Source organism: Lentzea sp. NPDC042327 (assembly GCF_040647275.1).
In the GTDB taxonomy this organism is placed as follows: domain Bacteria; phylum Actinomycetota; class Actinomycetes; order Mycobacteriales; family Pseudonocardiaceae; genus Lentzea.
The window spans coordinates 48,224-69,614 of record NZ_JBEZBX010000010.1; the positions used below are offsets into that span (position 1 = coordinate 48,224).

A 21,391-nucleotide genomic window follows, 5' to 3' on the forward strand; every position below is an offset into this window, starting at 1 on the left:
CTCGACCGACTCCGGTCTCTAGTTTCCCCAGGCAGTGAACGCATGATCGAGATCAAGACCCGCGGCCAGCTGGAGGCCATGCGCGCCTCCGGCCTGGTCGTGGCCAGGGCCCTGCGCAACGTCGTCGACGCGGTCAAGGTCGGTGTCTCCACGCAGGAGCTCGACGAGATCGCGGAGCAGACGATCCGCGACGCCGGCGCCGTCCCGTCGTTCAAGGGCTACCACGGGTTCCCCGCGAGCATCTGCGCCTCCGTGAACGAGCAGATCGTCCACGGCATCCCCAGCAGCAAGCAGGTGCTGGCCGAGGGCGACCTCATCTCCATCGACTGCGGTGCCATCCTCGACGGCTGGCACGGCGACTCGGCGGTCACCGTGGGCGTCGGCGAGCTCTCGCCGGCCGACCACCGGCTCTCCGAGGCGACCAGGCTGTCGATGCTCGCGGGCATCGAGGCCGCGGTGCCCGGCGGGAAGCTCACCGACATCTCGTTCGCCATCGAGTCCTCGGCGATCGAGTCCGGTGAGCGCGACGGCATCGAGTACGGCATCGTCGCGGACTACGGCGGCCACGGCATCGGCACCAAGATGCACATGGACCCGTTCCTGCCGAACTACGGCAAGCCCGGCAAGGGCCCGCGCCTGAAGGTCGGCATGGCCATCGCGATCGAACCGATGCTCACGCTCGGCTCCGACGACTCCCAGGAGCTGGACGACGGCTGGACCGTCGTCACGCTCGACGGGACGCGGGCCGCGCACTGGGAGCACTCGGTCGCCATCACCGAGGACGGCCCCTGGGTGCTCACCGCGCCCGAGAAGTGACCCGGCAGCACCACGAACGTCTCCGGCACGGCCCCCGCCTCCACGCGAGGCGGGGGCCGTGCCGTTGTCGCGCCCCGAGTGGCGAGCGGGCCGCCGTCGGACCTGAGCTCCGGTCCCGCGCTCGTCGACGCAGCTCAGCGGTGTTCCAGCGACACCGCGCACAGGCGGCGCGGCACTGTTCAGCGGGGCGCACGGGGCCCGATTTGGGTTGCCGGGGTGAACTGCGTACACTGGTCAGGTGGCGCACCCGTAGCGCCGGTTCTGTCGTGCCCTTCAAGGTGAGATCGAGCCGGGCCGAAACGCGTCCAAAGGTTATTATCACCGTCACGAAACGCGGAGGACATGGGCAAGAAGGACGGGGCCATTGAGGTCGAGGGCCGCGTAGTCGAGCCGCTCCCCAACGCGATGTTCCGCGTCGAGTTGGAGAACGGTCACAAGGTACTCGCGCACATCAGCGGCAAGATGCGTCAGCACTACATCCGCATCCTCCCTGAGGACCGGGTTGTCGTGGAGCTCTCGCCCTACGACCTGTCCCGCGGGCGCATCGTCTACCGCTACAAGTGACCTCCAATAGCAGGAGACTTCAGGCGTGAAGGTCCAGCCGAGCGTCAAGAAGATCTGCGACAAGTGCAAGGTGATCCGCCGTCACGGCCGGGTCATGGTGATCTGCGAGAACCTGCGCCACAAGCAGCGCCAGGGCTGAGCAGCTCCACCACGCGCTCGTCGAGACCTTCGATGACGCAGTAACGAGAAACTCCTCGCACCTGCCGCACGCAGGGCTTCAAGCGTGCGGACACCCCCGGATTCCAGGCCGGGGCCGGGACACCGGCTGTGAGAGCAGCCGGAACGACACAGCGAGTCAGTCGCCGGAACTGGGCGAGGAGCAGACCTGGAAGTAATCGACAGGAGTTAACCGCCACATGGCACGACTCGCTGGCGTCGACCTCCCCCGCGAAAAGCGGATGGAGATCGCGCTCACCTACATCTTCGGCATCGGCCGCACCCGTTCCAAGGAGGTGCTGGCCGCCACGTCGATCTCGCCCGACCTCCGGGTGAAGGATCTGACGGACGACGACGTCGCCACCCTGCGGGACTACATCGAGAACAACTTCAAGGTCGAGGGTGACCTCCGTCGCGAGGTCGCGGCCGACATCCGTCGCAAGATGGAGATCGGTTGCTACGCGGGTCTTCGGCACCGTCGCGGCCTGCCCGTTCGCGGGCAGCGCACCAAGACGAACGCTCGTACCCGCAAGGGTCCGAAGAAGACCGTGGCCGGCAAGAAGAAGGCCGGCAAGAAGTAAGACCTCGGGTCTGCTGCCCTCAACTTAGGAGTTTGTTTTGCCACCGAAGTCCCGCACGGGCGCCGGGGTCAAGAAGATCCGGCGCAAGGAAAAGAAGAACGTCTCGCACGGCCAGGCGCACATCAAGAGCACGTTCAACAACACCATCGTGTCCATCACGGACCCGATGGGCAACGTGATCTCGTGGGCGTCCGCCGGCCACGTCGGCTTCAAGGGTTCTCGCAAGTCCACGCCGTTCGCGGCGCAGATGGCTGCCGAGAACGCCGCCCGCAAGGCCGCAGAGCACGGCATGCGCAAGGTGGACGTGTTCGTCAAGGGTCCCGGCTCCGGCCGTGAGACCGCGATCCGTTCGCTGCAGGCCGCCGGTCTCGAGGTCGGCACCATCCAGGACGTGACCCCGCAGCCCCACAACGGCTGCCGCCCGCCCAAGCGGCGCCGGGTCTGAGGCACGGGGAGGAGTAAGAACTAATGGCTCGTTACACGGGACCCGCGACGCGCATCTCGCGTCGCCTGAAGGTCGACCTCGTTGGTGGGGACCAGGCCTTCGAGCGCCGTCCGTACCCGCCCGGCCAGCACGGCCGCGGCCGGGTCAAGGAGTCCGAGTACCTGCTGCAGCTCCAGGAGAAGCAGAAGGCTCGCTACACCTACGGCGTTCTTGAGCGGCAGTTCGTCCGCTACTACAAGGAAGCGGTTCGCCGCCCCGGCAAGACCGGCGAGAACCTGCTCCAGATCCTCGAGGCCCGCCTCGACAACGTGGTGTACCGCGCGGGCCTCGCCCGCACGCGTCGCCAGGCTCGTCAGCTGGTCGCTCACGGTCACTTCCTGGTCAACGGCCACAAGGTGAACATCCCGAGCTACCAGGTGTCGAAGTTCGACATCATCGACGTGAAGCCGAAGTCCATGCCGACGCTGCCCTTCGAGGCTGCTCGCGCGTCCTTCGGTGACCGCCCGATCCCGGCTTGGCTGCAGGTCGTCCCCTCGAACCTGCGCATCCTCGTGCACCAGCTGCCCGAGCGCGCGCAGATCGACACGCCTGTCACCGAGCAGCTCATCGTCGAGCTCTACTCGAAGTGATCCTCTCCGGGCGGCTGTCCTTCGTGGACGGTCGCTCGGGTCGGGTCCCGCATCGGCGCGAAGGGTGTGCCGAGTGCGTTTGCCGGTCTCCGCACCGGCGTCGTGACGGCGTCAAATAGCGGGCGTCGTTGTAGAAAGGTTGAACCCAGTGCTGATTTCCCAGCGCCCCTCGCTCGGCGAGGAAGCGGTCTCCGAGACCCGTTCCCGGTTCGTCATCGAACCGCTGGAGCCGGGCTTCGGCTACACGCTCGGCAACTCGATCCGCCGCACGCTGCTCTCGTCGATCCCCGGTGCTGCTGTCACGAGCATCCGCATCGACGGCGTGCTGCACGAGTTCACCACGGTTCCCGGGGTGAAGGAGGACGTCACCGACGTCATCCTGAACCTGAAGGAGCTCGTCGTCTCGTCCGAGGAGGACGAGCCGGTGACCATGTACCTGCGCAAGCAGGGCCCCGGTGTGGTGACCGCGGGCGACATCGTGCCTCCGGCCGGTGTCACCGTGCACAACCCCGACCTGCACATCGCGACCCTGAACGGCAAGGGGAAGCTGGAGATCGAGCTCGTCGTCGAGCGCGGTCGCGGCTACGTCCCGGCTGTCCAGAACAAGCAGGCGGGCGCCGAGATCGGCCGCATCCCCGTCGACTCGATCTACTCGCCGGTTCTCAAGGTGACGTACAAGGTCGAGGCGACGCGTGTTGAGCAGCGGACGGACTTCGACAAGCTGATCCTCGACGTGGAGACCAAGCCCTCGATCACCCCGAGGGACGCGGTTGCCTCCGCGGGCAAGACCCTGGTGGAGCTGTTCGGCCTCGCTCGCGAGCTGAACATCGACGCCGAGGGCATCGAGATCGGCCCGTCGCCGGCCGAGGCCGACACCATCGCCGCGTTCGCGATGCCGATCGAGGACCTGGACCTCACCGTCCGGTCCTACAACTGCCTCAAGCGGGAAGGCATCCACACCGTCGGCGAGCTGGTTTCGCGCAGCGAAGCGGACCTGCTGGACATCCGCAACTTCGGTGCGAAGTCGATCGACGAGGTCAAGATGAAGCTCGTCGGCCTCGGCCTCGCGCTGAAGGACTCGCCTCCTGGGTTCGACCCGTCCGCCGCCGCGTCGGACTACCACCCGTCCGACACGGGCTGGGGTGCCGGCGCAGGCCTGGACCCCCACGACGACGGCCAGGACTACGCGGAGACCGAGCAGCTCTGAGGCTCTGAACCAGAGCTAGAGGATCGCAACAGTTACAGGAGTAAGCGATGCCCACCCCTACCAAGGGCCCCCGGCTCGGTGGGTCCCCGGCGCACGAGCGGCTGCTGCTCGCCAACCTGGCGACTGCGCTGTTCGAGCACGGCCGGATCAAGACCACTGAGGCGAAGGCGAAGCGGCTGCGTCCGTACGCCGAGAAGCTCATCAGCAAGGCCAAGGTCGGCGACCTGCACAACCGCCGCGAGATCATGAAGTTGATCCGCGACAAGGACGTCGTGCACAAGCTGATCGCCGAGATCGGTCCGTTCTTCAGCGACCGTTCCGGTGGTTACACCCGCATCACCAAGACGCTGGCGCGCAAGGGCGACAACGCCCCCATGGCCATCATCGAGCTGGTGCAGCAGAAGCTCGTCTCCACGGAGGCCGAGGCTGCGCGCAAGACCAAGTTCGCCAAGGACGAGAAGCCGGCCGCCGCCGAGGCCCCGGTCGTCGAGGCGGACGACGAGGTGAAGGACCAGGACGCCGACGCGCCCGAGTCCGCCACCAAGGACGCCGCCGAGGAGCCCGCTGAGGGTGCCGTCGAGGTTGACGGCGAGCCGTCGGCCGAGGACGTCAAGGCGGAAGAGGCCAAGGACGAGTCCGCCAAGGACAAGTCCTGAGTCTGACCGCTGACGAGCCCGCCGTTCCCGCTTCCGGGGACGGCGGGCTCGTTCGTGTGCGCCTTGATCTCGGTTACGACGGCACCGAGTTCTCCGGCTGGGCCCGCCAGCCCTCCCGCCGGACGGTGTGCGGTGTCCTGGAAGACACCATGTCGATGGTGCTGCGCGAGGACGTCGTCCTGACCGTCGCGGGCCGCACCGACGCCGGTGTGCACGCCTCCGGGCAGGTCGCCCACGCCGACCTGCCCGCGTCCCTGGACGTCGCCGCTTTCCCGAAGCGCCTGGCGCGTGCGCTGCCTTCGGACGTGCGGGTCTTCTCCGCCAGGGTCGTGCCCGCCGCGTTCGACGCGCGGTTCTCGGCCCTGCGCCGCCACTACGAGTACCGCGTGACCGACGCGCCGTTCGGTGCGCACCCGTTGCGCCGCCTGGACACGCTGGCCTGGCCACGCCCCCTGGACGTCGGCGCGATGAACGCCGCCGCGACGTTGTTGCTGGGGGAGCACGACTTCTGCGCGTTCTGCAAACGCCGCGAGGGCGCCACGACGATCCGCGAGCTGCAACGGCTCGAACTGGTCCGTGCCGGGAACGACGGTGTGATCACCGCGTTCGTGTCCGCCGACGCCTTCTGCCACTCGATGGTCCGGTCGCTCATCGGGGCGCTGCTGGCCGTCGGGGAGGGGCGGAAGCCGGTGGAGTGGCCCGGTGGGCTGCTGTCGCTGCACGGGCGGGCCAGCGGGGTCACCGTGGCGCCGGCGCACGGCTTGTCGTTGGTGCGGGTGGACTTCCCGGCCGACGAGGAGCTGGCCGCGCGGGCCGAGGCGACCCGCCGGGTGCGCACCCTGTCCTGAGCTGTCACCGGCCGTGTCCTCCTCCCGCGCAAAGGGGAGGAGCCCCCGGTGGTGCACCGGGGGCTCCGGGAGCGGGATGAGCGTCAGAGCTTCAGGGTCCACGAGTCGATGTGGCCCGTGTCCTGGCTGTAGGCGTCGCGGACCCGCAGGTGCCAGGTGCCGTTGGCGTTCTCGGTGGAGACGTTGACGGAGTAGGTGGCGTTGACGTCGTCGGCGCTGTCACCGCTGGTGGCGACCTTCAGCAGCTTCACGGCGCCCGAGGGGGTGACCAGGGCGAGCTCCAGGTCACCGCGGTAGGTGTGCTTGATGGCGACCTTCACCGAGGCGGTGGCGGTGGCCTTGCCGTTGCACCCGGCGATGGTGATCGGGGAGGTCACCGAGCCCGCGTCGGGGATGGCCGTGTCGGTGTCGTTGGTGACTGCCGGGCACTGGCCGGGCGGGTTGCCGGGGGTGGTGCCGGTGATGTGCAGCAGCTTGTTCGGGGAGCCGGTGCCGGGGTTGGTGACGACGTCGGAGGTGGCGTTCTCCACCAGGGCGTCGCGGACCTGCTGCGGGGTGGCGGCGGGGGAGGAGCCGAGGAACACCGCTGCCGCGCCCACCACGTGCGGGGTCGCCATCGAGGTGCCGGAGATGGTGTTCGTGGCGTTGTCGTCGGTCAGCCAGGCGCTGGTGATGCCGGTGCCGGGGGCGAAGATGTCGAGGCACGTGCCGATGTTCGAGAAGCTCGAACGGACGTCGGTGCGCTCGGTGGAGCCGACCGTGATGGCCTCCGGCGTGCGGGCCGGGGAGGTGTTGCAGGCGTTGGAGCCGCTGTCGTTGCCCGCGGCCAAGCCGTAGGTGACGCCGGCGGCGATGGAGCGCTTCACGGCGTCGTCGACGGTCTGGTTCGCGCCGCCGCCGAGGGACATGTTGGCGACCGCGGGCTTGCGGGCCGGGTTGCCCTGCACGTCGGCGGTGACCCAGTCGATGCCGGCGATGACGCCCGCGAACGTGCCGGAGCCCGCGCAGTTGAGGACGCGGACGGCGACGAGCTTCACGTCCTTGGCCACGCCGAAGCGGGTGCCGCCGACCGTGCCGGCGACGTGGGTGCCGTGGCCGTTGCAGTCGGTGGCGTCGTTGTCGTTGTCGACGGTGTCGCGGCCGTGGGAGGCGCGGCCGCCGAAGTCGCTGTGGGTGGTGCGGATGCCGGTGTCGATGATGTAGGCGGTGACGCCGGAGCCCGCGTTCGGGTACGTGTAACTGTTGTCCAGCGGGAGCGCGCGCTGGTCGATGCGGTCGATGCCCCACGACGGGGTCGGCGTCTGCGTGTCGGAGATGCGGACCTCGGCGTCCTGCTCGACGTACGCGACGCTCGGGTCAGCCGCGAGGCGCTTGGCCTGGGACTCGGACATCGTCGCGGAGAAACCCCGCAAAGCGGACTTGTAGGTGTGTTTCACCTGAGCGTCGTACTTGGCGCTGAGGCTTTCGACACTGGTGGTGCTGAAGTCCTTCAGCACCACGACGTAGCTGTCCTTGACCGCGTTGGACGCACCGAGGTTGCGAATCTCCCCCTCGGGCGCAGCGGTGGCGGAGACGGACGTCAACGCGAGCGCGGTGCCCGCAACCAGTCCGATTCCAGCCGCTCGTCTGAGCCACGATTCACCCATAGCAGCGTTCTCCCTCGTCGCCTGGTCCTGCAGGTGAAGTTTTTCCTAGTGGCGTGGACGGATTGCGCACAAGAAGTTTCACGGATTAAGACGCGTTCGGCCATTCCACAGATTTCGCGCCCGTGTGAATTAGTTGGTGCAGCGGGTCTATGGACAGAACAATGCGGCTTTGGGGAAGCGGACGGCTCGCGCGGCCCGGCCGGCGGTGCCCTCGCCGGTCCTGGAGTCGGTCCAGGTCGGGCCGGTGCGCACGCTCACGGCCGCCACGCAGGGAGAGTGGGCGGTCACGTGGGGCGTTCAAGTGTGGTTGAACATGTTTCACCCGTGCTCTACGTTCAGTTGTGGGAACACAAGTTCTTCTGGGGTTGTTCCCGGAGTTTCGGAACATGGGGCTGGGGGGCTCAGATCGTGCTTCCGCGCGTCGAGAAGATCGATGTCGAATGGCCGGGAAGTGGTCTGTTTTGCCTGGTGAACCGCGTTCGCGGGCGGTGACAGGTCGTCTCGTCAGCGCGTCCCCGGCTTGATTGCGCAATCGAACAACGCACGATGAACAGCGCGCGATGTGCTGTTCCTATTTGGTGACCCTGAATCACTGAGGAGAAACCAGCAATGATTCGTCGCTTCGTTCAGCTGGCTGCGATCACCGGTGCGGCCCTGGCGCTCACGACCTCGACCGCCGGTGCCACGCCGGTTGCGGTGCCGACCGCACCGGGGGTCCTGGCCTGCCACAACGCCGACAACCCCACCAAGACGACGGGCTGGGTGCACGGCAGGGGCTCCGGCAGCTGTGCCCAGGGTGTCGACGTCTTCCTCCAGCGGCTCCGCGCGTGGGGCTGGGTCATCGAGGCCAGCGCCCACTACCAGGGTCCCGGCAGCGCGATCGCGTCCTGGAACTGCTCGGGCTCCGGCCACTACACCTACCGCACGCTCGTCCAGTGGCGCGACGGCGCCGGTGTCCCGCAGAGCTCGATCTCGGGTGAGAGCCGCTTCGAGTGCTGATCAGGCCCGGCACGACCGCGCCCCCGAACGGATCACCGTTCGGGGGCGCGGTTCGTCGGGTCCTCAGTCGCCGCGGCGGACCGCTCCGAGGATCTGCTGCTCGGTGGGCGTGGTGTACAGGCGCAGGTGCGCCCACATGTCCTGGCCCATCGCGATGACCTGGTCGTCCTTCAGCTGGGTCAGCTGCTGGAACATCTGCGGGCGCAGGCGCCACATCTGCCCGGCGAGCTGCGCCTGGCCCATCGGGAGGCGCTGCAGCAGCACCAGGTCCGCGTTGTTCGCCGTCGACGAGGCCTGCGGGTGCAGGTACGGCAGCACGTACATCGTGGTCTGCCACGCCGCCCGCGGCGGGAACAGCTCCTGCGGGACGTGGCCGCCGTCGTGGATGACGAGCAGCGGCATGTCCTCGGTCGGGCGGGGCAGGTCGGCCGGCGACAACCGGCGCAGCTGCACCAGCTGGGACGGGCGGCCGTCCGGGCCCTGGCCCGCCGCGCGCACCACCGGCTGCCAGGCCTGCGGGCGGCCGGTCGCGATGATGATCCACGCACCGGTCGCCATGGCCCGCAGCGCGATCTGGCGGGCCAGGTACAGGCCGCCGACGACCACCATGCGGGTCGGGGTCGGGCGCAGCACGGACACCGTGAGCGGCTCGCCCTTGGTGCCCTGGCCGAGCATCATGCCGCCGCGGTCACCGCTCGGGCTGACCAGGTCGAGCATGGACGGCGACACCAGGAACTCCGGTGCCACCGCGCCGCGGCCGCGGGCGTCCAGCAGACGGGTCGACGTGCTCATGCCACACCTCCCAGCGGCAGCGTCGCGGCGAGACCCGCGAGCTGCATGCCCCGCAACGGGGTCAGCGTGATGTCCAGCTTGTCGCTCAGCTTCGTCAGCTGGTCGTCGGCGCGGTCGAGCTCGCTCGGCGTCCTGGCGCTCACCCGCACCAGGCCGCGCAGCGACACCTGACCGTCCTCGCGCGACGGCGAGATGGACATCGCCAGCGTCGACGAGAGAGCGCGCACACCGGTCAGCGCGTTCAGGTTGCCCTTGAGGCCCTTCGCCGGCCAGCCGGTGATCGCGTAGCTCGCGTGGCCGACGCCGCCGGCCGTGACGCCGGACCACTTCTCCCGCAACGACACGGGGGTGGTGCCGCCGACCGCGGCGGTCAGCTCGGCCGAGGAGATCGCCGCGCGCAGCAGCTCGTCGGAGTCGAGCGGGCGGATCGCCACACCGGCGGACTCCAGCGCGTTGCGGACGCGCGACAGGGCGCCGATCAACGCGCGGTGCGCGCCGACGACGCCGCCGCCGCGTTCGCGGATGGCCTCGCCGCAGCGGCGCGGGTCGAGCCGGACCGTGATCCACGTGGTGCGCCTGGCCGCCGCGGGCAGCGGGCCGAGCACCTCCATGTACGAGCTGAGCGCGGGCGACGACGGCGGGAGCGCCGCGCTGCCGGGGTAGCAGTGCCAGAGCACGGTGATCGCGTCCAGCACCACGCCGCGGTCCTCCAGGCACGGCACCAGCGCGCCGAGGGGCAGCGACGGGGCGGAGCCGACGGCGGAGATCAGCGGCGGCGTCGGGTCGACGAGCAGCACCGCCGTCCACACGCCGTCGTGCCACGACAGCGCGAGCGGGCGGCGTTCGTGGTCGACGCCCTTGGCGATCACCAGGTCCGGGATCGCCAGGCGCAGCAGCGCGACGCGCGGGTCCTCGGCGCCGAGCACCTGCATCTCGTCGTCACCGGGCTTGGACTCCTGCTGCGCCTCGCGGTTCGCGGTGCGGCTGTGCGAGCGGAAGCTGTAGCGCAGCCGGACGCCGATCCACTGGGTCAGCCAGCGCCCCCGCGACCGGGTGAAGGCCACTACCAGCGCGATCAGCAGCACGCCGCCCGCGATCGACAGCGAGACGACGTTCAGGTTGCCCGCAGCGTCCTTCACGCCGACGAGGGTCAGCACGAGGAGTGCGATGGCGAGACCGACCTCGATCGTGACTACGTTCGACACGGGCAAGGAGCCCAGGCTGACGCCGGCCGCCCTGCGCCGGACGCGCCCGACGGGACGGGGAGGCGCCGGTGCCTGCTGGCCAGGAGTCCCCGGACCCTGCGGCCGTGCCATCCCGGGGTTCGGCCGGGGCGGATGTGGAGTGGTCACGGACATCCGTTGTGGTCTCTTTCCCCTCGATGGTCGGTGGGCTTGGCGAACCGGCCCACGGAGCAACCTGCGTCCGGCTATCCTGCCGAACCGTACCGCGACTGGGAGAGCAGCGAGCCGAGAATGGCATCAACACCCACCACCAAGTCACAGGTCCAGGCCTACCAATTCGTCCTGCGGCGGATGCAGTCCGCGCTCGTCCGCAGAGACGCCGTGATGCTGCATGACCCCATGCGCAACCACTCCCGCGCGACATCGGTCGGTGTGATCCTCGGCATCGTCGGTCTGCTCGGCTTCCTGGTGTACGGGTTCTTCAAGCCGGCACCGCGCCTGGACAAGGAAACGCAGATCGCCATCAGCAAGGAGACCGGGCAGGTCTACGTCGTCGACAACGCGACGTCGACCCCCGTGCTGGTGCCGATGACGAACCTCGCCTCGGCACGCCTGCTCTGGTACTCGCGGTCGAACCCGGACCAGGCGCAGAGCGGTGGCGGTGACGCCCCTGGCGGCTCGGTCGGCGGCGCCTCCGGTGGTGCCGCGGGCGGGGAGCCCAAGCTCGTCAGCGAGGCCGCGCTGTCCAAGTACCCGCGCGGGCGCCTCACCGGCCTGCCGGACGCGCCGGACGTGCTGCCCAAGCCCGAGACCCGCATCGACGCGCAGTGGTCGGTCTGCGACACCCTCGACCTCGACGCGTTCCGCAGCAACCAGGCGGCGGCCAACCAGATCAAGACCTCCGTCATCGCGGGCGTCAGCGAGGGCAACCCGAAGCTCGGCGACAACGCCGTGCTCGTGCAGCAGCGGACGGGCGCCAAGAAGGCCTACCTGATCTACAAGAAGCCCGAGGGCTTCGACATCTCGTCGTCTACCGTCCGCGCCGAGGTGGACCTCAGGGACGACAAGGTGATGAACGCGCTGAACCTGCGGGGCAAGCAGCCGCGCGCGGTCAGCACGGCGCTGCTCAACTCGATCTCCGAGGCCAAGCCGCTGAAGGCGCCGGTCATCCCGAGGCAGGGCGAGCAGGCCGCCTACGTCACCGAGACCAGGGTCAACATCGGCGACGTCATCTCGGTCAGCCTGACCGGCACCCAGCGGTTCATGGTGGCGCTGGAGGACGGCTTCCAGGAGGTCGGCCAGACGGTCGGCGACCTGCTGCGCTGGGCGTACGCGAACAACAAGAAGGCGACCGAGCTCTCCCCGAGCGCGGTCACGAACAACCTCGAACCGAAGAACAAGCTCGACCTCACGCAGTACCCGGAGAAGACGCCGACCACGATCGAGCCGAACGCGAACAACGCGGTGCTGTGCCTGGGCTGGAAGGGCAAGGACTACGAGTCGCAGAACCGGACCCAGCACGCCATCGACACCTCGGTCACCATTGGTTCCGCGCTGCCGGGCCCGAAGGACATGAGCCCGGTGCAGCTGGGCGCTCCCGGTGCGGCCGGCGAGATCATCGACCAGTTCCTGATGCTGCCCGGCAAGGCGGCGGTCGTGCGGGCGAGCCAGGGCACCGGTGACTTCGGCGCCGGTCCGGTCCACATCGTGACCGGTCGCGGTGTGCGGTACGGCGTTCCGGACGGGGGCACCGCCGCGGCGCTCGGGCTGGAGGGGACGTTCCCACCGGCACCGAACGACATCCTGAACCTGCTGCCGCAGGGCCCGCAGCTCAACCGCGGCGACGCGAACCGCAGCTACGACGCGATCCCCGCGGTCAAGGGCCAGATCAAGGACCCGGCGCAGCAGCAGAAGTGACGGGAACCGTTCCGGGTGCACCGCAGTCGTAGGGGTGCACCCGAGGTGGCACCGTCGTGAAGGGACAGTCCGTGGCCGGTCGAATCGCCGTCAACCCCGAGTGGCTTGAGAGGTACGCCGACCGGATCGACGGCACGACCGACGACCTGCGGCGCGTGCGGGACGCCATGAGGGTGTCACCGCTGCGGCCGGAGTCGTTCGGCGAGGTCGGCAGGGCACTGGGCAGTGCCCGGGGCTACGCGCGGGCGGCCGAGCTGCTCAACTCCCAGCTCGCCCGCGCCTGCGACACCCTGGACGCGGCGGCCAAGGGGCTGCACGCCGTGGCGGAGCACCACGGGTACAGCGAGGAAGAGGCCGTCCACGGTCTCAAGAAGGCCGATCGCAGGTAGTGGGGAGCTCGAAGGTGGCCGAGGACGGCAGGCAGATCGCGGCCGAGGTGGGTCCCGAGCTCGACTTCCTCTCGCGGGTGAGCCGCAGGCTGGGCGTGGTCGACCTCGTCCACGAGTTCTTCGACCCGCTCGTCGGCGACTGGAACGACCTGCGCGAGGAAGCGGAGCGCTGGCGCAAGGCCGCCAGGGTCACCGAGGCGGTCACCAAGCACGTCGCTGGCCCGCTCGGCGGTGTCGACGCGGCGTGGCAGGGCAGGGACGCCGACGCGTTCCTGGAGCACATGCGCAAGGTCGGGCTCGCCGGCGGCGACATGTCCGACGCGATGACCGCGATGGCCGACGCGCTGGAGGAGACCGCCGACGCGGTGCGCGACATCGTGCGGGACATGGCCCACGTGCTGGCCGACGCCGCGGACTCGGTGTCCGGCGTGGCGGCGCTGCCGCTGGAGGGCGACAACCGGGCGCGCGTGCACATCGAGGACCTCAGGGACCCGGTGCGCGAGCTGTTCGAGTCCGGCCGGCAGGTGCTGGAGGCGTTCCTCGCGCTGTGCGACGGGGTCGCCGGCGTGGAGGGCGGCTTCGGCGCCGTGCGGATGGAGCACCGGTACCCCGAGCAGAACTGGACGTACGCCCCGCCCGCCAAGCCGGCCGTGACGGCACCGGAACCGGCAGGGGCCTCCGCGACGGCGGCCGCGGCGACCGGTGGCGGCGCTCCCGGCTCCGGAGGCGGTGTCGGTGCGAGCGGTGTCGGCGGCAGCGGTGTCGGCGCGGGTGGTGTGGGTGGCACGGGCGCTCCGGCCGCGGCGCAGCAGATGCAGTTCGGCGGGGCCACGGGCGTCAGTGAGAGCCTGCCGCCCGCCGAGCAGGGTGCCGCGGGCGGAACGACGGCCGCGGCCGCCGGTGGCCGTTCCGGGGCCGCTCCCGGCGGTGGCGCGATGATGGGCGGCATGGCGCCGATGATGGGCGCGATGGGCGGTGGCGGGCAGCAGGGCGGCGACAAGGAGCACAAGTCGAAGCACCGGCTCACCGGTTCCGTCGAGGACGTGCTCGGCAAGCCGAAGAAGGCCGCTCCCAAGGTCATCGGCGAGGACTGACCCCCGGCGGAACGACAACGGCCCCGCTCGACGTCCGAGCGGGGCCGTTGTCGTTCCGCGGCTAGGCCGTGCCGCCGCGCTTGCGGTTCGAGTTGCGGACGAACAGCGTCAGCGCCAGCAGCACCGCACCGATGCCGATCCCGGACAACGCCACGATGATCGGCGGCCAGTCCAGGCTCTTCGGCGGCGTGGGCGCGGTGACCATCACCTTCGGCTCCGGCGCCGTGAAGCCCGCGGCCTCCGCCGGGAGCACGGCGGTGAGCGCCGCGACCGGGTTCACCATGCCGTGGCCGGACTTGTGGTCCTTGCCGGTCACGTTGCCCGGCTGCAGCGCCGTCGCCTTCAACCGCGCCATCACCTGGCGCGCCTTCAGCTCCGGGAACCGCTCGCGCACCAGCGCGGCGATGCCCGCGACGTAGGGCGAGGCGAAGCTGGTGCCCTTGATGTCGCTGGTGCCCTGCGCGGTGACGTTCGCGTTGGTGAGGCCGTCACCCTTGGGGTCGACCGAGATGATGCCCTCGCCGGGGGCGGCGATGCTGACCCACGGGCCCCAGATGCTGAACTCGGAGACCTCGCCGGACCGCGCGATCGACGCCACCGAGAGCACGTCGTCGGCGAACCACGCCGGGGACGAGATCACCTTGACGTTGTTCGGGTCCATGTTGTCGTTCTGGGCCGGGCAGCCGTTGCCCTGATCGTCCTTGTTGCCCGCGGCCGTGACCACCACGACGTCCTGCACGTCCACCGCGTACCGGATGGCGGCTTGCAGGTTCCGGTCGTCCTGGCTGAACCCCTTGGGGGTGCCGCAGTTCGTCAGCGAGATGTTGATGACGCCCGCGCCCTTGTCGGCCGCGCGCACGATCGCCTCGGCCAGCGTCTTGACCTTGCCCGCGCCCTTGCGGGCCTCGTTCGTCGCGTCGCCCTTGAACTCGTAGCGGTCGCTGGTCTGGCGGATGGCCAGGATTCGCGCGTCCGGTGCGGCGCCGACGAAGTCGCCCTCGGTCTTCTTCGCGGCGGCGACGCCGGCCACCTCGGTGCCGTGGCCGTCGCAGTCGTCAGTGCCGTTCTTGGTCTTGTCGACGTAGTCGCCGCCGGGGTCGACGCGGCCGGCGAGCCGCGGGTTGCGGGGGTCGACACCGGTGTCGATGATCGCGATCACGACGTTCTTGCCGGTCGCGAACCGGTGCGCCTCTTCGAGGTTGAGGCTCAGCTGGCCCCACGGCATCTCTTCGATGAGCTCGTTCTTGGTGTCGGACGCCACGCACTCCTTGTTGGTGCGCTTGTACTCCACATCCGGCTGACCGGTGTCCTTCGGCGGCGCGGTACCGGGCGGCAGCGGTGGCGGCTCCGAGTTCACCTTGGGCGCCGAACCCGTCGCCGACGTCGGCGCCGCTGCGGACGTCGAGGACGGCGGTTGCGCTGACGACGGTTGTGCGGCGGAGGCGGCGGCGGGCACCGCTCCCGTCAGCAGCAGCAGTCCGGCGGTCGCAGCCGCCGTGGTGCGCCTGATACCGGTCCTCATGGCGTGATCAGGCTCCGGAAGACGGAGTACATGTCCATGACCGCGAGCGCCAGCGGCACCACGGCGGCGATGAGGATCGCCTCCAGGATGTCCACCGTGCGGCGCAGCGGCGGCGAGAACTTCTGGCCGGGGAAGATCACGCCGAGCACCAGCGCGGCCGCGCCCAGCACGAGCAGCGTGCCGAAGACGAATACGATCAGGTTGAACTCGGAGGCCTTGGCGATCCAGGCGACCAGGATGCCCGCCGCGGCGAACATGCCGGTCGAGAGCAGCGCCACGGCCTGCGCACCGTTCGCGTACGCACGACCGCGCATCATCAGCACGATCGAGACGACGACGCCGTAGATCGGGCCCCAGACCGTGCCGTCGCCGGACGCGACGATCGCGGCCAGCGCGGCGATCACGCCGGTGCCGATGATCATGCCGGTGAGGTACTCGTGGGCGACGGCCGTGCGGCGCTCGATGACCGCGAACTCCGGGAAGCCGCTGTCCTCCTTGAGGTCCTCCGCGTTCGTCGGCACGACGGGCGGCGGGATCTTGGCGAGCTGCAGCGTGAGCCGGGGCAGCATCGACATCGCGCCCAGCGCCACCGCGCCGGCCGCCGCGGCCACACCGGCCAGCGGGTGCTCGACGAACGTGGCGACGAGGAACGCGAGCGCGGCGATCGTGCCGGCCGTGGCCGCGGCGATGAACACCGTGACGCCCTGGCCGATCAGCAGGATGCCGCCCCACGCGAAGATCATCATGAGCGCGGACGCGAGCAGCATCTTCGGCTCGAAGTTGACGCCCGGCACCGCGTGGAAGCCCGCGACGAACGCCATCGGCAGCGAACCGCACGCGGCGATCAGCACACCGGTCGACACCGCCTTGTAGGCGCGCGCGATGGTCGCGCCCGTGGCGAGCGCGGCGACGGCGGCCACACCGGCGGCGATGGCGGCCGCGAGGGCGCTCCCCTTGCCGGCGGTCACGACCGGGCCGGACAGGAACAGCGCCACCGCGGAGGCGATCAGCGCGAGCGCGCCCGCGAGGTGACCGAACTTCTGCGCGGTCTCCTTCGTCCACGGCCGGAACGAGTCGGGGTCGGACTCGGCGATCGCGTCGACCACGTCGTCGTACAGCGGCGGCGGCGGGTTCTCGTTGCGGCGCCGCAACTGCAGCAGCTCGCCGTCGACCACGCCGAGCGACGCGAGCGTGCGCGCCGGGTCGAGCGGGCTGTCGCCGAGCTTCGCGAGGCACCAGCCGCCGTGCCGGACACCACCGTCCGGAGTGGCCTCCCTCGCCATGTCGAGCAGCATCGGCAGGAGATCGGCCACCGCCACGTCGGCAGGCAGCGCGACGTCGATACGCGTTCGAGGTGCCACCACCGTGACACGGCTGAACACCGTCGTACCGGTCGCCACCAGGGCCCCCTAAGTCAGATCAGCACTTACGAATCAACGGCCCGACCCTATTCGTCCAGCTGGCCGCTCGTCGGGCGGCCCTAGTATGGCCGGACCGACGCCTGTTGCACGTGTGGTTCGCCGGAACCCGTCAGACTGGGTTTTTTCCCGACCCAGCTTCGTCGCGCGCGCGGATGCGCAATAGTGTCGGTTGCTACTGGTGGCGTAACGAGTCGAAGAGGTGCCTGTCAGTTGAGCACGCTGCAGTTCAAGCGAACGGCACGCCTTGCTGCTCCCCGGCCTCCTGGCGGCGAGGTGCACCTCGAGCCGCCACCCGAGGTCCCCAGGATCATCCCCGGCAACATCATGATGAAGGCGATGCCCGTCGTCATGATCGTCGCCTCCGTGGGCATGATGGGCATGATGTTCGTGTACTCGAACAGGCAGCCCATGGCGATGCTCATGCCGGGCATGATGCTCATCTCGACCGTCGGCATGATGGCCAGCGGCATGGGCTCCGGCAAGGGCCAGAAGAAAGCCGAGATGAACGAGGACCGCAAGGACTACCTGCGGTACCTCGGCCAGATGCGCGACCGCGCCCGCGAAGCCGCCGACGAGCAGCGCGCCGAGCGCGAGTGGGTGCACCCGGACCCGCAGCAGCTGTGGTCGCTCGCCACCACCCGGCGCATGTGGGAACGCCGCCAGAACGACCCCGACTTCTGCCACCTGCGCGCGGGACGGGGCTCGCAGCGCCTCGCCACCCGCCTGGTGCCGCCGCAGACCGGTCCCGTCGAGGAGCTGGAGCCGATCGCGACGCTGGCGCTGCGCCGGTTCGTGCGCGCCCACTCGCTCGTCCCCGACCTGCCGATCTCCATCGCTCTGCGCGGGTTCGCCGCCGTCGGCCTGCTCGGCGACATCGAGGACCGCCGCAACCTCGCCCGCGCCCTGCTCGCCCAGCTCGTCACCTTCCACGCCCCTGACGACCTGCTGATCGCGGTCGTCAGCGCGGGCCGCACCAAGCAGCAGTGGGAGTGGGCGAAGTGGCTGCCGCACGTGCAGCACCCCACCGACATCGACGGCATCGGCCAGCGCCGCATGATGGCGAACTCGCTCGCCGAGGTCGAGGCGATGCTCGACGAGTACCTGCGCGACCGGCAGCGGTTCACCCGCAACGCCCCGCCGCCGCCCGACCAGCCGCACATCGTGATCGTGATCGACGACGGCGACATCAGCCGCGAAGAGATGATCATCCTGGAGGAGGGGCTGGTCGGCGTCACGCTGCTCGACCTCTCCGAGTGCCTGGGCAACCTGACCGCCCGCCGCGGTCTGCGCCTGGTCATCGAGAACAACCAGCTGGGCGCCCGTTCCGCGAGCGGCGTCGAGTGGTTCGGCGCACCGGACGGCCTGTCCGTCGTCGAGGCCGAGGCACTGGCCCGCAGGCTCGCCCCGTACCGCATGGGTGCGGCGGGCGACGTCGGCGGCGACGGTGGCGAGGACCCGTTGGCGATGAACAACAACCCGCCGCTGCTCGAGTTCATGGGCATCCCCGGCGACCCGATCACGTTCGACGTGCAGCAGGCGTGGCGGCCCCGGCCCAAGCGCGACCGCTACCGCATCCCGTTCGGCATCGGCGAGCACGGCCAGCAGGTCGAGCTCGACATCAAGGAGGCCGCGGAGGACGGCATGGGCCCGCACGGCCTGTGCATCGGCGCGACCGGTTCCGGCAAGTCGGAGTTCCTCCGCACGCTGGTGCTCGGCCTGCTGGCGTCGCACTCGTCGACCGCGCTCAACATGATCCTCGTCGACTTCAAGGGTGGTGCGACGTTCCTCGGTCTGGACAAGGCACCGCACGTCGCCGCGACGATCACCAACCTGGCCGGCGACCTCAGCCTCGTCGACCGCATGAAGGACGCCATCGCCGGTGAGGTCTCGCGCCGGCAGGAGGTCCTCGCGAAGGGCAACTACAAGAACGTCTGGGACTACGAGAAGGCCCGCGAGAACGGCGCCCAGCTCGACCCGCTGCCCGCGCTCTTCATCTGCATCGACGAGTTCTCCGAGATGCTGACGGCGAAGCCGGACTTCATCGACATCTTCCTCCAGATCGGTCGTGTCGGCCGGTCGCTGCAGATGCACATGCTCCTCGCGTCGCAGCGGCTGGAGGAGGGCAAGCTGCGCGGCCTGGACACGTTCCTCTCGTACCGGATCGGTCTGAAGACGTTCAACGCGGCCGAGTCGCGTGCGGCGATCGGCGTGCCCGACGCCTACGAGCTGCCGCCGATCCCGGGCTCCGGCTACCTCAGCGTGCAGGGCATGCCGCTGACCAGGTTCAAGGCGCTCTACGTCTCGGGCACCTACCGGCCGTCCGGCATGCAGTCCGCCGGTGAGTCGGTGGCCGTGCGCAGCGACAAGCGCCCGCGGTTCTTCGTCCCGGACTTCATCGAGATGCCGAAGGAGCCGGAGCGCCCCGTCGAGCCGGTCGCGGTCGCGGCCGCACCGGTCAAGGAGGACGCGAACGAGCCGACGCAGCTCGAGCTGATCGTCGACCGCCTCGTCGGCCAGGGCCCGCCCGCGCACGAGGTGTGGCTGCCGCCGCTCAACGAGCCGCCGACGATGGACACGATGCTGCCGCCGCTCGACGTGACGCCGGACCGGGGCCTCACGCCGCCGCAGTACCCGGCCAACGGCATGCTGCAGATCTCGGTCGGCGTGGTCGACAAGCCGTTCGAGCAGCGCCGCGACCTGCTGTGGGCCGACTTCTCCGGTGCCGCGGGCCACGGTGCGGTCGTCGGTGGCCCGCAGTCGGGCAAGTCGACGCTGCTGCGGTCGATCATCGCCTCGATGGCGCTCACGCACACCCCGCAGGAGGCGCAGTTCTACTGCATCGACCTCGGTGGTGGCACGCTCGCCGCGATGGAGAACCTGCCGCACGTCGGTGGCTTCGCCGGCCGTCTCGACGTCGACAAGGTCCGCCGCATGGTGGCCGAGCTGCAGACCCTGATCACCGAGCGCGAGCTGCGGTGGCGCGAGCAGCGGATCGACTCGATGGTCGAGTTCCGCAACCGCAAGCGCCGCGGTGAGATCAAGGACGACCACTTCGGCGACGCGTTCCTGGTCGTCGACGGCTGGATGAACTTCCGCCAGGAGTTCGAGATGGTCGAGCCGCAGATCCAGGCGCTCGCCGCCCAGGGTCTGTCCTACGGCGTCCACGTGATCGTCGCCGCGAACCGGTGGGCGGAGATCCGGCCCGCGATGAAGGACCTCCTCGGCACCCGCTTCGAGCTGCGCCTCGGTGACCCGAGCGAGTCCGAGATCGACCGCAAGGTCGCGGCCAACGTGCCCCCCGGCCGTCCCGGTCGCGGTCTGACCGGCGACAAGCTGCACTTCCTCACGGCACTGCCGCGCATCGACACCTCGCAGGACCCGACCACGATCTCCGCGGGTGTCCAGGACCTCGACGCCAAGCTCAACCAGGCCTGGCAGGGCCCGCGCGCGCCGCAGGTGCGGATGCTGCCCGACGTGCTGGAGCACGCGCAGCTCATGGCGCAGGTCCAGCAGGTCAACCCCAATCGCGGCCACCTGGTCCCGGTCGGCGTCAACGAGGACGAGCTCGCGCCGGTCTACTTCGACTTCGACGCGGACCCGCACTTCATGGCGCTGGCCGACGGCGAGTCGGGCAAGACGAACATCCTGCGCACGATCGTCCGCGGCATCATGCAGAGCTACACCTCCTCGGAGGCGCTGATCGTCCTCGCGGACTACCGCCGCACGATGCTCGGCTTCATCGACACCGACCACCTCCTGACCTACGCCGTGTCGTCGACCCAGTTCGCTGACACGATCAAGGAGGTGCGCGGTTCCCTCGGCCGCCGCATGCCCGGCCCGGACGTCACCCAGGAACAGCTCAAGAACCGCTCCTGGTGGACCGGCCCCGAGGTCTTCGTCGTCGTGGACGACTACGACCTCGTCGCCCCGCAGGGCGCCGCGAACCCGCTGCAGCCGATCGCCGAGTTCATCCCGCAGGCCAAGGACGTCGGTCTGCACGTGGTCGTCGTCCGCCGCATGGGTGGCGCCTCCCGCGCCATGTACGACCCGGTGATGGGCAAGCTGAAGGAGATCGCGGCCCCGATCTTCGTCGGCTCCGGCTCGAAGGAGGAGGGCGCGATCATCGGCACGCTGAAGCCGTCGCCCCAGCCTCCCGGCCGCGGCACCCTGGTGACCCGCAAGCACGGTCAGCAGCGCATCCAGTTCGCCTGGATCGCTCCGGACTAGCCGTTCCGCCCGGTGGCCCCCGTCGTTCCGCGGCGGGGGCCGCTCCGGTTTCCGGCACGGAGAAAGGCCCTCGTGGACCGGTGCACGTGAAAAGGGCCCGCAGCCGAAGCTGCGGGCCCACCGAACAGCAGGGGACTGTCCGGTTCCCCCCAAGAACCGACGCCCTTCCGGTCCGACCCACTGGGGAGGGCCGATCCGGCAGGACCACGACGGTCGCGACACCCCCCAGGGCTTGCGTTGCCGCTCTCGTCGTCCGGCTGAGGAGAACTCTGCCCGACGGCGCTCACACTCCGGTCAC

General features: G+C 69.9%; 19 protein-coding genes. 14 read left to right on the forward strand and 5 right to left on the reverse strand.

What is annotated here, in order from left to right:
• The first annotated feature begins 42 nt into the window (after positions 1-42).
• From map to truA, 9 genes are all read left to right on the forward strand, one after another.
• Positions 43-816: a type I methionyl aminopeptidase gene (gene map, locus AB0A63_RS25295; protein WP_360395744.1), complete on the forward strand. Its 774-nt coding sequence runs from the start codon at positions 43-45 to the stop codon at positions 814-816.
• Positions 817-1,158: 342 nt separating this feature from the next.
• A complete protein-coding gene (gene infA / locus AB0A63_RS25300; protein WP_005166804.1) occupies positions 1,159-1,380 on the forward strand; it encodes a translation initiation factor IF-1 in 222 nt (73 codons plus the stop codon).
• Between the two features lie 25 nt (positions 1,381-1,405).
• Positions 1,406-1,519: a 50S ribosomal protein L36 gene (gene rpmJ / locus AB0A63_RS25305; protein WP_010148647.1), complete on the forward strand. Its 114-nt coding sequence runs from the start codon at positions 1,406-1,408 to the stop codon at positions 1,517-1,519.
• Between the two features lie 217 nt (positions 1,520-1,736).
• A complete protein-coding gene (rpsM, locus tag AB0A63_RS25310; protein ID WP_053733134.1) occupies positions 1,737-2,117 on the forward strand; it encodes a 30S ribosomal protein S13 in 381 nt (126 codons plus the stop codon).
• Positions 2,118-2,154: 37 nt separating this feature from the next.
• Positions 2,155-2,562 carry a 30S ribosomal protein S11 gene (gene rpsK, locus AB0A63_RS25315; protein ID WP_086669042.1) on the forward strand — a complete coding sequence of 136 codons (408 nt, stop codon included), beginning with the start codon at positions 2,155-2,157 and terminating at the stop codon, positions 2,560-2,562.
• 23 nt (positions 2,563-2,585) lie between these two features.
• Positions 2,586-3,191, forward strand: a complete 606-nt coding sequence (rpsD, locus tag AB0A63_RS25320) for a 30S ribosomal protein S4 (protein ID WP_089915251.1) — start codon at positions 2,586-2,588, stop codon at positions 3,189-3,191.
• A gap of 148 nt (positions 3,192-3,339) precedes the next feature.
• Positions 3,340-4,398: a DNA-directed RNA polymerase subunit alpha gene (locus AB0A63_RS25325; RefSeq protein WP_053733132.1), complete on the forward strand. Its 1,059-nt coding sequence runs from the start codon at positions 3,340-3,342 to the stop codon at positions 4,396-4,398.
• A 47-nt stretch (positions 4,399-4,445) separates the two neighbouring features.
• On the forward strand, positions 4,446-5,054 hold the full coding sequence (gene rplQ, locus AB0A63_RS25330; protein WP_360395745.1) for a 50S ribosomal protein L17: 609 nt from the start codon (positions 4,446-4,448) through the stop codon (positions 5,052-5,054).
• Between the two features lie 56 nt (positions 5,055-5,110).
• Positions 5,111-5,902 (forward strand): tRNA pseudouridine(38-40) synthase TruA, encoded by a 792-nt coding sequence (gene truA / locus AB0A63_RS25335; RefSeq protein WP_360395747.1) that lies wholly within the window; start codon positions 5,111-5,113, stop codon positions 5,900-5,902.
• Between the two features lie 83 nt (positions 5,903-5,985).
• Here the strand turns inward: truA and AB0A63_RS25340 are convergent, their stop codons facing one another.
• The gene (locus AB0A63_RS25340) at positions 5,986-7,548 is read right to left on the reverse strand and encodes a S8 family serine peptidase (RefSeq protein ID WP_360395748.1); all 1,563 of its coding nucleotides are present in this window, start codon (positions 7,546-7,548) and stop codon (positions 5,986-5,988) included.
• Between the two features lie 609 nt (positions 7,549-8,157).
• Here AB0A63_RS25340 and AB0A63_RS25345 point away from each other — a divergent pair.
• The gene (locus tag AB0A63_RS25345; RefSeq protein ID WP_360395749.1) at positions 8,158-8,547 is read left to right on the forward strand and encodes a hypothetical protein; all 390 of its coding nucleotides are present in this window, start codon (positions 8,158-8,160) and stop codon (positions 8,545-8,547) included.
• Between the two features lie 63 nt (positions 8,548-8,610).
• On the opposite strand, the gene AB0A63_RS25350 is transcribed toward AB0A63_RS25345, so the two are convergent.
• Positions 8,611-9,339: a hypothetical protein gene (locus AB0A63_RS25350; protein ID WP_360395751.1), complete on the reverse strand. Its 729-nt coding sequence runs from the start codon at positions 9,337-9,339 to the stop codon at positions 8,611-8,613.
• The gene (gene eccE, locus AB0A63_RS25355; RefSeq protein WP_360395753.1) at positions 9,336-10,544 is read right to left on the reverse strand and encodes a type VII secretion protein EccE; all 1,209 of its coding nucleotides are present in this window, start codon (positions 10,542-10,544) and stop codon (positions 9,336-9,338) included. The genes AB0A63_RS25350 and eccE overlap by 4 nt, the downstream gene beginning before the upstream one ends.
• 270 nt (positions 10,545-10,814) lie before the next feature.
• On the opposite strand from eccE, the gene eccB reads away from it, so the two are divergent.
• From eccB to AB0A63_RS25370, 3 genes are read left to right on the forward strand one after another with little or no spacing between them, the layout of a single operon-like run.
• The gene (gene eccB, locus AB0A63_RS25360) at positions 10,815-12,440 is read left to right on the forward strand and encodes a type VII secretion protein EccB (RefSeq protein ID WP_360395754.1); all 1,626 of its coding nucleotides are present in this window, start codon (positions 10,815-10,817) and stop codon (positions 12,438-12,440) included.
• 56 nt (positions 12,441-12,496) lie between these two features.
• Positions 12,497-12,829: a hypothetical protein gene (locus AB0A63_RS25365; RefSeq protein ID WP_360395756.1), complete on the forward strand. Its 333-nt coding sequence runs from the start codon at positions 12,497-12,499 to the stop codon at positions 12,827-12,829.
• Positions 12,830-12,843: 14 nt separating this feature from the next.
• On the forward strand, positions 12,844-13,923 hold the full coding sequence (locus tag AB0A63_RS25370) for a hypothetical protein (protein WP_360395757.1): 1,080 nt from the start codon (positions 12,844-12,846) through the stop codon (positions 13,921-13,923).
• A 61-nt stretch (positions 13,924-13,984) separates the two neighbouring features.
• On the opposite strand, the gene mycP is transcribed toward AB0A63_RS25370, so the two are convergent.
• The gene (gene mycP / locus AB0A63_RS25375) at positions 13,985-15,445 is read right to left on the reverse strand and encodes a type VII secretion-associated serine protease mycosin (protein WP_360395759.1); all 1,461 of its coding nucleotides are present in this window, start codon (positions 15,443-15,445) and stop codon (positions 13,985-13,987) included.
• Complete coding sequence (gene eccD, locus AB0A63_RS25380) at positions 15,442-16,845, reverse strand: type VII secretion integral membrane protein EccD (RefSeq protein ID WP_360395760.1); 1,404 nt, start codon at positions 16,843-16,845, stop codon at positions 15,442-15,444. Before eccD ends, mycP begins: the two co-directional genes overlap by 4 nt.
• Positions 16,846-17,076: 231 nt before the next feature.
• Between eccD and eccCa the strand changes: the two genes are divergently transcribed.
• Positions 17,077-21,093, forward strand: a complete 4,017-nt coding sequence (gene eccCa, locus AB0A63_RS25385; protein ID WP_360395762.1) for a type VII secretion protein EccCa — start codon at positions 17,077-17,079, stop codon at positions 21,091-21,093.
• The last annotated feature ends 298 nt before the right edge of the window (positions 21,094-21,391 follow it).